We start from the raw sequence: 9649 nt of genomic DNA on the forward strand, positions 1-9649 counted from the left end.
CGCACCACGGCACATCGGACAGATTCCGGCGTCTGCCACCCGCCCCTCAATGGCTCGGCCAGGCCCCCTCTTCCAGCTCCAGCATTAACCCGCTCAAGCGCTTGACCTTGCGCCGCACGGCCTCTTCGAATACGCCGGCTCGAGGCTCAATCAGGGTGAACCAGTCTTTGGCCCGGGTTATCCCGGTATAGATCAGTTCCTTGGTAAGCACAGGATTCAAAGCATCCGGCAGTATCAACGCCGTATGGGCAAATTCCGAGCCTTGGGATTTGTGCACGGTCATGGCATACACCGTGTCGACATCGTTGAGTCGGCTAGGCAGGACAAAGCGCACACCGCCCTGCCCATCATTACGCGGGAAGGCCACACGCAGCACGTGCCGTCCGGCCTCCGGGCCTTCACGCTCCGGCAGCTTGAGGGCAATGCCAATGTCACCGTTCATCAAACCCAGGCCATAGTCGTTGCGGGTCATCAGCACGGGCCGACCTTCGTACCACTGATGATCGCTGTCGATCAGCCGTGCCTTGAGCAGTGCGTCGGTCACGCGCTGATTCAAACCTTCCACGCCCCAAGGCCCTTTGCGTACGGCACACAACAGCTGGAAAGCGTCGAAGGCCTGCAGCACCACGCGAGCCCAATCGGCCCAGCATGGATCGTCGAGCGGGCGGTCGAGCGGTGGTCGCTGACTGCGCAAAAGACTCAGGTAATGCCGATAACCTTGCGGCCCCCCGCCATGGCCCTCGAGCAACAAGCGCTCCAGCGCCCGGTCCTGCTCACCCTTGAGGGGCAGGGAAAATACGTCGTCATGACTTGCAGCGGCCAATAACTTGCGCGCGTCCTCGGGATGCTGTTGGTTGACCCAACGAGCCAACTGACCAATGCCGCTACCCTCGCCGAAGCGCCGTGAGTGGCGCAGCATCACAACTTGCTGGGCCAGTGGATGCACTCCGTGGGTGTCTTCGCGCAAACCGCTGGCATCGAGGCTTTCACCGCTGACCGCCTCCAGCCACTGGCGGGTCTGCGGGCTGTACCAACCGGCTTCGGCATCTCGACACAGATCGCCCAGTACGGCACCGGCCTCGACCGACGCCAGTTGATCCTTGTCACCGAGCAGCACCAGACGGGCATGGGGCGGCAACGCATCGAGCAGGTTGGCCATCATTTCCAGGTCGATCATCGAGGCTTCGTCCACCACCAATACATCCAGCGGCAAGCGATTAGCGGCGTGGTGACGGAAATGCCGGGTGCCGGGGCGACTGCCGAGCAAACGGTGCACGGTGGTCACATCCGACGGGATCTTCTCGCGCACCGCTTCAGGCACTTTCAGGGTTTGAACCTGCTGGCTGATGGACTCGGTCAATCGTGCGGCAGCTTTGCCGGTGGGTGCCGCGAGACGAATACGCAGCGGTTTACCGGCCTCCACTGCGGGTGCCTGGAGCAATGCAAGCAAGCGCACAACCGTGGTGGTCTTGCCGGTTCCCGGGCCGCCGGTGACGATGCTGAATGCACTTCGGGTAGCCAGGGCACACGCGAGCTTCTGCCAGTCGATCACGTCATCAAGCCTGGCTGGACCGAACAGACCGGTCAGGCGTTGGGGCAAATCACCCGGCGTTGCTTCGTGTGCCGCCAGGCGCTGGCGCAGCGCGTGGTCGATGCGCCGTTCGTAAGCCCAGTAGCGGCGCAGGTACAGGCGCTTGCCCGACAGCACCAACGGCCGGTGTTGCGCAGCCTCACGCCCATCGACGGCCAGAGCCACCAGACGACTGGACGCCAGGACCTTGCACCAATGGGCACCGTCCAGCGCCTCAAGCAATTGCGACGGCAGCAACATCGCCCCGCTTTGCACATCACCTTCTGGCGGCAGCGACAAGGCAAAATCCGGCTCTTTCAGTGTTTCGAACAGATCCAGGCAGACATGACCGTGGCCCAGTTGGTGACTGATCAACGCGGCGGCCAGCAGCACCAGCGGATCATCGTCGGGAGCGAGCTCGTGGAGAAACGCGACGAAGGCCTTGTCCAGCGCCCGCAGCCAGCCGCGTTCAACCCAGCGCGTGAGCAGCAGCAACAAGTCATCAGCGCGGCTCAACGGGGCCAGGTCCGCCAGACTTTCGGCCGCCAACGGCGTAGGCAGCAAATCGGCGAAAGTGCGACTCATAGCAATACTCCCTGTTCCCAGGCAGGTTCGGCCTTGGGCTCTGGCTTGCCCTGGAACAACCGGTCCAGGCGCTCGATCAGCTCCCGTGGCGGACGGGCAAAATACACACCCTGGCTGGCCGCTCGAGTACCGCGAAGAAACAGATACAACGCCCCACCAACATGTCGGTCGTAATCGTAATCGACCAGCCGAGCCTTAAGCTGGCGATGCAGGGCGAGCAGGTACAGTACGTATTGCAGGTCGTAACGGTTATCGAGAATCGACTGCTCCATGGCCTGCTCGGTATAGGCTGCGTCATCGACGCCCAGCCAGTTGGATTTGTAGTCAGCGACGTAGTAACGGCCTTCATGCTCGAACGTCAGGTCGATGAAGCCTTTGAACATGCCATTGAGCAGCACCGGTTCGGCGGCCACCCGGGCCACGCCGTGATGGGTGTATTGACGCACAAGCTCATCGAGCTTGAGTACATCGACTTTATGACTGGCGAACCAGAATTCCATCTCGACCCGGTATTGAGTCAGTTGCTCGAACACCACCGGCGCCTGCCCGCCACCGATGTGCAATGGGGATTTGAGCAAGTGCTGCAGCCAGCCGCTCAGCGTGGTGATCCAGCCTTCCCAGCCACGGCGGTTGCAGCGACGGGCGATCGCGTCTTCCACGGTTTGCGGTGCAGCGGCAAAACCTTCGTCACCGGCCCATTCGAGCAATCCATGAAGAAAAGTGCCGGGGTTCGGACCACGAGGGAATCGATGGATATCTGCGCCGCCAGCGGCGACTTCTCGTGGCGCTTCAGGATCAAGGCGTTCGTCATCAAAGAGCTTTTGTGCTTGCGCGCTCTCCGGTGCTTCGTCACTGCCCACGCTCAGACTGTCACCAATGCGTAGGGCGCTGTAAGAAGCGATCCACCAGTTTTCACTGGCCTTGCGCCGGGGTATCAGCGGGGCCAACAACGTCGCTTCATTGCGTGGCGGATGGTAATGCTCGGCGGTCGCATCAGGCATTTCACCGTAGTTCAGCGCCGCACACTCTTGCTGTAGGTCTTCCAGCCAACGACGCAGCCCTGCCGACTCAGCCAATGGCGCACCACCGCCCAGCAGATAACCCAATGCCGAAAGGTGCAGGACCGAGCCGTTGTTATTGCCGCGCTTGAGATCAGTCACACCCAGCCAGCACGCATGTTGTGCCCGGGTCAGGGCCACATAGAGCAAACGAAGGTCTTCAGCCAAACGTTCATCGTCGGCTTGGGCGATCAACTCGGCTGTCGGCTTCAAGCTCACCTGTGCCTTACCCGTGGCATCGTGGTAATACAACGGCAGACGACTGCCATCCACCGGTTTTGCCGAGCAGATGAACGGCAGAAACACCAACGGATATTCAAGCCCTTTGGATTTGTGGATGGTCACGACCTTGACCAGTTGCTCGTCGCTTTCCAGGCGCAGGATCTGTTCTTCGCCAGCCTGACCAGACAACGCCAGATGCTCGGACAAATGACGGATCAGAGCTTGCTCGCCATCGAGTTCAGCGGCGGCCTGCTGCAGCAACTCGGACAAGTGCAGCAGGTTGGTCAATATCCGCTCACCATCGCTGCGCGCGATCAACGCCTGGGGCAGCTGAAAATCATGTAGCAATCGCCGCAACATGGGCAGAACGCCCTGTTTGCGCCAGAGCTCGCGGTAACCGCGGAACTGCATGACCCGTGCTTCCCAGGCCAGTTCGTCCTGATTCAGTCGCTCCAGTTCAGCCAGTGAAAGGTTCAGCGTGATGCAGGCCAGCGCGGCACGCAGGGGACGTTCGACATCCGGCTCGGCACAGGCCTTGAGCCAGGTCAGCAGATCATGGGCCTCCTGCGCGGCGAATACCGAGTCCTTGTCTGACAGGTAAACACTGCGCACACCGCGAGCGGAAAGTTCGCCGCGCACGGCCTGGGCCTCTTTGCCGTCGCGCACCAGAATCGCGATATCCGCCGGCAGCAGGCCTCTGAGACCCTTACCATCCTGTATGAAGCCCGCACGCCCCTGCTGACCGCCATTGAGCAACGCAGTGATCTCACTGGCGCAGGCGGCGGCCAATTGTTGTCGATACACCACGCCAGACAGTGGCTGGTCAGAGGACAAATGCCAGATGTTCAGGGCAGGCACAACCTGCCCCTCAATGTGCAGGACTTCTTTGCGCCCTTGGGACTCCACGGGCAGAAACGGTACCGGGTTCTCGCCACTCTTCTCCCGGAACAGGAACGCGCCGCGCCCCTGCTCACGAGATTCGGCGCGCTCGAACACATGGTTCACCGCGTTCACCATGCCATGACTGGAACGGAAATTTGTACCCAGGGTATGCAGGCGGCCAGTGGTGGCTTGCCGGGCGCGCAGATAGGTATAAATATCGGCACCGCGAAAGGCATAAATCGCCTGCTTCGGGTCGCCGATCAGGAACAGGCCCGATTCAGGGTTGTTGTCTTCGATGCGATAAATGCTCTCGAAGATTCGGTACTGCACCGGGTCGGTGTCCTGAAACTCGTCGATCAGCGCAACCGGGAACTGCTCGCGGATCAAGGTCGCCAGACGCTCACCGCCATCGGACTGCAACGCCGCATCGAGACGCAGCAGCATGTCATCGAAACCCATTTCCGCGCGACGACGCTTTTCTTCCTCGAACCGAGCACCGACCCAGTGGGCGGCATGTTGCAGCACGGCGGCATCGGGGGTCGGCAAGCCATCGAGACTGGCCTTGAGGCCGGGCATCGCATCGAGACCGGGATGACGAGGAGCTTCACCTTTCCAGGCTTCAGCCATGCCATCGGGAGTCAGGCGAGTGAAGCCGGTGCCAATGTCCAGTTGCTCCAGAGATTCGTCTTCGGCCCAGGCCCGGAGCTTTTCGAACCAGGGTTCGAAGTAGCGCGCCTGCATCTTGCGACCATCGACGCTTTTGCTCGCGACGCCCTGATGACAGATGGCAAGCAGCTCATCGGCCCATTGGCGCCAGGGCATCTTGAGCTCAAGCAACGCGGCCCGCCGTTCCTCCAGGCACTCGGCGATCAACTCGGCAGGTTCTTTACCTTCAACGCTGTCACGCTCGCTGGCGAACAACCCACGCACTCGCGGCAACAATGCTGCCGGGCCACCCCAGTTACCGCGAACCCAATTCAGCGCATCGCCTTGCATCGGATAGCAGAACAGTCGCCAGTAGTCGCGCAGGACTTCGCCAAGCAAATCACTGTGATCGGTTTCCAGGGTCTGGGTGAACAGGCTGCCACTGTCGAATGCATGTTCGCGCAGCATGCGCTGGCACCAACTGTGGATGGTCGATACCGCCGCTTCATCCATCCACTGGGCGGCGATGTCCAGGCGGTTTGCACAGCCTGGCCACTGCTCAGGGAGGTATTGCTCGCGCAACTCGGCAATCAGGCCATCCGGCGCCGGTGTCTCATCGCGGAAAAAACGCGCAGCTTCAGCCAGTCGCGTACGAATACGTTCGCGCAGTTCTTTGGTCGCGGCATCGGTGAAGGTCACCACGAGGATTTGCGGCGGCAGCAACTCACGGCCAAAACCACTCGACTCGTCGCCATGGCCAAGGACCAGACGCAAGTACAGCGCAGAAATGGTGAAGGTCTTGCCGGTCCCGGCGCTGGCTTCGATCAGTTGGCTGCCACGCAAGGGGAATGCCAGGGCCAGCGGTGTTTTCGTGGTCATGAGCGCGCCTCCTCGCTGGTCAATGAACACCAGGGAGCCTCAAGCAGCGGCCGATACAAAGCGTCGCACCAATCGGGGAAGGTCTCGTCGGCAATCAAAACATCGTAGTCGGTGTATTGCCGAGCGAGTGCCGGGCTTTCGCGGCGCTCACCATCAGTGGTCTGGCCATCGCCTTCATAGGCCTTGCGGGCGGCAGCGTCAGCCTTGACCGGATCGGTTTGAGCCAGCCAGGCGAAAGCTGTTTTTACGGCAATCGGCAACGGCTGGCGCATGCCCGTTTGCCAGGCCAGCAACAGATCGCCCAGAAGCCTGGATGCTGCCGCCTCCTCCATTGGGCCGAGCAATAAACTGTCATCGCTCGCCACCAAGGCAGTGGTCATCGCCATACCACTGGCGCACGCAACCAGATGGTTGACCCATGGCCGCGTCAGGCGATGCCATTTACGGGTCTTGAGCGAACCGATGCTGTTGGGAATCGTGGTGACCGATAGCAAACCACCGTCCGCGCGTTGATGCAGGCTACTGAGCCAGCCCTCCAGGCGCAGCCCATGCAGTTCCAGACTCACCGGCAACGCGCTGGTGAGCGGGGTCGGCCATAACGCCAGGAGCTGCTGATAGCGCTGCAACAGATCCGGCAATGGCTCGATCAACTCTCGCTGCAGACATTCGCCGAAACCGGCCATGGGCAAGAGCCCGCTGTTCTGCAGGCGTTTCGCCTGCGCTTCCAGTACCTGATCGATTTGGTCCAATTGCCCGAGTGCTGCTTCGAGCAAGCTGTCGCTGAGGCTATAGCGTTGCAGCGCGTCGAGTACAAATGGCTCTTCATCCGCCAAAGGCGCTTCGGCAGCCTCGAAGAACACTTTGAGTCGCTGACTGAAAAAATGCCGTACCGGATTGCGCAGAAAATCCTGCAACTGACCCAGGCTCAGCGGCTCGTCCTGAATGTAGGGCTCAAGAACCTCGATGGCAGGCGTCATACCGCTGGACTGATGAAGTACCTGCCACTCGCTGGCGTAGCTGAACAAATCATCGCCTTCATGGAAGTAGCGTGCACTGAAGGGTTGCAGGGGATGTTCCTGAGTCATGGACTCAAGCAGATCATCATCGTCATTGTGCAATCGCCAACCGCTGGCGAGATGGTCACGCAACTGTCCGATCAATACCGAGGCAGGGCGCTCGCTGTTGTCCCGAATACTGCGGCCGACCCAGCTGATATAGAGTTGGTCCCGCGCCGACAACAAGGCTTCTAGCAACAGATAGCGGTCATCTTCGCGCCGGGAACGATCGCCGGGCCGGTAGTCGCTGCCCATCAGGTCGAAGTCCAGCGGCGGCTGCGCGCGGGGGTAATCGCCGTCATTCATGCCCAACAGGCAGACCAGTTTGAACGGGATCGCTCGCATGGGCATCAGGGTACAGAAGTTGACGGCACCAGCGAGGAAGCGCTGAGACAAGCGACCTTGGTCGAGGCCAGCCAGCCAGGCTTCACGGACTACGGTCAGCGGTAACTCGTCCTGCAAGCCTACTGATTCGCAGGTCTCAAGCCAGGTCTCGCGCAGCTCTTCGAGCTGGGCCAATAAATAGTCGTCATGTTCGTTACTGGCCTGGAAGAACAACTGCACCAGTGCTTGCAAGCGGATGCCCCAGAGTTTGGGCGGCGCAGGTTGGGTGAGCTCCTGGTGGGCAATCTCCAGTGCATCCAGCAGTGCGACCAAAGGACCTATGAGCGCAGCATCCAGGCCACCGATCTCGTCGTAGGGTTCAATACCCTCGCAGGCACTGGCGCTGCCCACGGCATAACCGAGCAACATCCGTCGCAAGCCGAAACGCCAACTGTTTTGCTCCAGTTCTTCCGGCAGGCCCAGACCCGCACGCTGCTCGGCATTCATCCCCCAACGGATACCTGCGCCTTCGATCCAGCGGTGCAAGGTCGGCAGGTCACGTTCCTCTACGCCAAATCGAGCGCGTAATGCCGGAACGTCCAGCAGATCGAGAATTTCGCTGACGGGGAAACGACTGTCGGGCAGCTTGAGCAGATGCTCGACAGCGATCAGTAGCGGGTCCCTGCCGCGCTGGCCTTGATCCGCGAGTGTGAAGGGAATGAAGCGTGGGTCGTGGCGATCAAGCTGACCAAAGACAGCGCGGATGTGGGGGGCGTAACTGTCGATGTCTGGAACCATCACGATCACGTCGCGAGGCCTTAAGTCTGGATCAGCACTGAATCGTGCGAGCAGCTGATCGTGGAGAATCTCCACTTCGCGTTGAGCACTATGGGCGATGTGAAAACGGATCGATTCGTCCTTTGTCAGATCGACTGCAGGCCAACTCTCGCGAGTTTCGTTCAGGGGGCGCAATTCCAGGATGTCATCCTGCAACTGATTGAGCATGCTCTGAGGCTGGTTATCGCTGAAAAGGTCGATGCGCCCATCGCGAAATGCCGAGCGATAGCTGTTGGGATCGTCGTAACTATCGAGCAGATTGATGTAGTCCCGCCCCTGCTTGCCCCACGCCGCCAATAGCGGGTGGGCATGCTGATGGAGCGTTTGCGGATCAAGCACAACCGGCATGCCGTGCCTGCGAGCCTGGCGCTTGTATTGATGCCGCAACAGGTCTTTATCGGCGACGATGTCCGCCCAGTGGTGGCGACATGGGTTGTGTACGCACAGCAAGACCTGACTGAATCGAGCCAGCCCGGCAAGTGCTTCCAAGGCTTGAGCTGGCAGTGAAGAAATCCCGAAAACAATCACCCTGGAAGGCAATCCACTGGGCGCGCTGTCGAGACTATTGATACGCTCGATAAAGCGTTGGTGGACACCCGCGCGGCTTTGCGCCATGCCTTGTGCACCGACATCCAGCAACAGCGCACGCCACAGCTCTGCTTGCCAGCAGTTGGCCGGAGTCAGGGCTTTGGCTTCGCCTCTGCCATTTCGTAATTGGTGACGGCCTTCTGCCCAGTCTTCGAGCCAGTCCGCCCTGTACACCTGATATTGGTCGAATAGATCGGCCAGCCGCTCCGCCAATTGATAGCGTTTGCGTAAGTCGGTGTCATTCGTAAGGAAGCGCTGCAGGGGTTCGAAGTGCGGTTGGTTGATCAACTGTGGCAGCAGACGCATCAGGCGCCAGGTCAGCGGGGCTTTATCGAGCAGGGACTTGGCCGGGATTTCGTCACGTCCCAGCACCATGCGATAGAGCTGCCACATGAAGCTGCCTGGTAACTGCACATCGATGGCTGCGGCGATTCCGCAGCCGCCCATGTCGTCATCTTCAGGGTCCTCGGCCAGTGCCAGCTTCAGCCATTGGGCGATGCCGTTGCTCTGCACCAGGGCGATTTCATTTTCCAAGGGGGCCAGCGGGTAGCGCCGCATCCAACTGACCACCAGGCTGCGCAGCTCGTCCAGGCGGTTGCCGTGAACCACCATAAAACCAGCACTGAGGGACGTAGCGTCCGGCATAAAGGCTTCCTTGGGAAAATACAAAAGCTAGGGCCGAACCTTAGCACTGTCGGCAGACCGTGACAGCCGGGACCGTTCCGATCTTGCTGTACGAACTTTTCTGCGGGCAAAACAAAACCCCTACCTGCATACGCAGATAGGGGTTTCGGAATTTAATCTTGACGATGACCTACTCTCACATGGGGAAACCCCACACTACCATCGGCGATGCATCGTTTCACTTCTGAGTTCGGGATGGGATCAGGTGGTTCCAATGCTCTATGGTCGTCAAGAAATTCGGGTACCGAACCGTCTTTCGACGCTTCAGCAAATTGGGTATGCGATAGTTTGTGCGGCTTTTGTGAATGGTTGCGAACTTT

General features: G+C 60.1%; 3 protein-coding genes and 1 rRNA gene. All 4 read right to left on the bottom strand.

The features are described from left to right. Positions 1 to 46 precede the first annotated feature (46 nt). The 4 genes from recD to rrf all read right to left on the bottom strand — a co-directional run bounded on the left by recD (position 47) and on the right by rrf (position 9562). Positions 47 to 2155, bottom strand: a complete 2109-nt coding sequence (gene recD / locus AF70_RS22680; RefSeq protein WP_028939940.1) for an exodeoxyribonuclease V subunit alpha — start codon at positions 2153 to 2155, stop codon at positions 47 to 49. Then, positions 2152 to 5841 (bottom strand): exodeoxyribonuclease V subunit beta, encoded by a 3690-nt coding sequence (gene recB / locus AF70_RS22685; protein WP_028939941.1) that lies wholly within the window; start codon positions 5839 to 5841, stop codon positions 2152 to 2154. Before recB ends, recD begins: the two co-directional genes overlap by 4 nt. Continuing rightward, on the bottom strand, positions 5838 to 9290 hold the full coding sequence (recC, locus tag AF70_RS22690; RefSeq protein WP_028939942.1) for an exodeoxyribonuclease V subunit gamma: 3453 nt from the start codon (positions 9288 to 9290) through the stop codon (positions 5838 to 5840). Before recC ends, recB begins: the two co-directional genes overlap by 4 nt. Before the next feature lie 156 nt (positions 9291 to 9446). Beyond that, positions 9447 to 9562 (bottom strand): 5S ribosomal RNA (gene rrf, locus AF70_RS22695). Positions 9563 to 9649: the final 87 nt, after the last annotated feature.

The sequence above is a fragment of the Pseudomonas sp. KD5 genome (assembly GCF_012932895.1).
Lineage (GTDB): Bacteria > Pseudomonadota > Gammaproteobacteria > Pseudomonadales > Pseudomonadaceae > Aquipseudomonas.

Excerpts from the sequence above, each read along its gene's own strand:
- recD (WP_028939940.1), bottom strand. The coding sequence starts at position 2,155 with ATGAGTCGCACTTTCGCCGATTTGCTGCCTACGCCGTTGGCGGCCGAA.
- recB (WP_028939941.1), bottom strand. The coding sequence starts at position 5,841 with ATGACCACGAAAACACCGCTGGCCCTGGCATTCCCCTTGCGTGGCAGC.
- recC (WP_028939942.1), bottom strand. The coding sequence starts at position 9,290 with ATGCCGGACGCTACGTCCCTCAGTGCTGGTTTTATGGTGGTTCACGGC.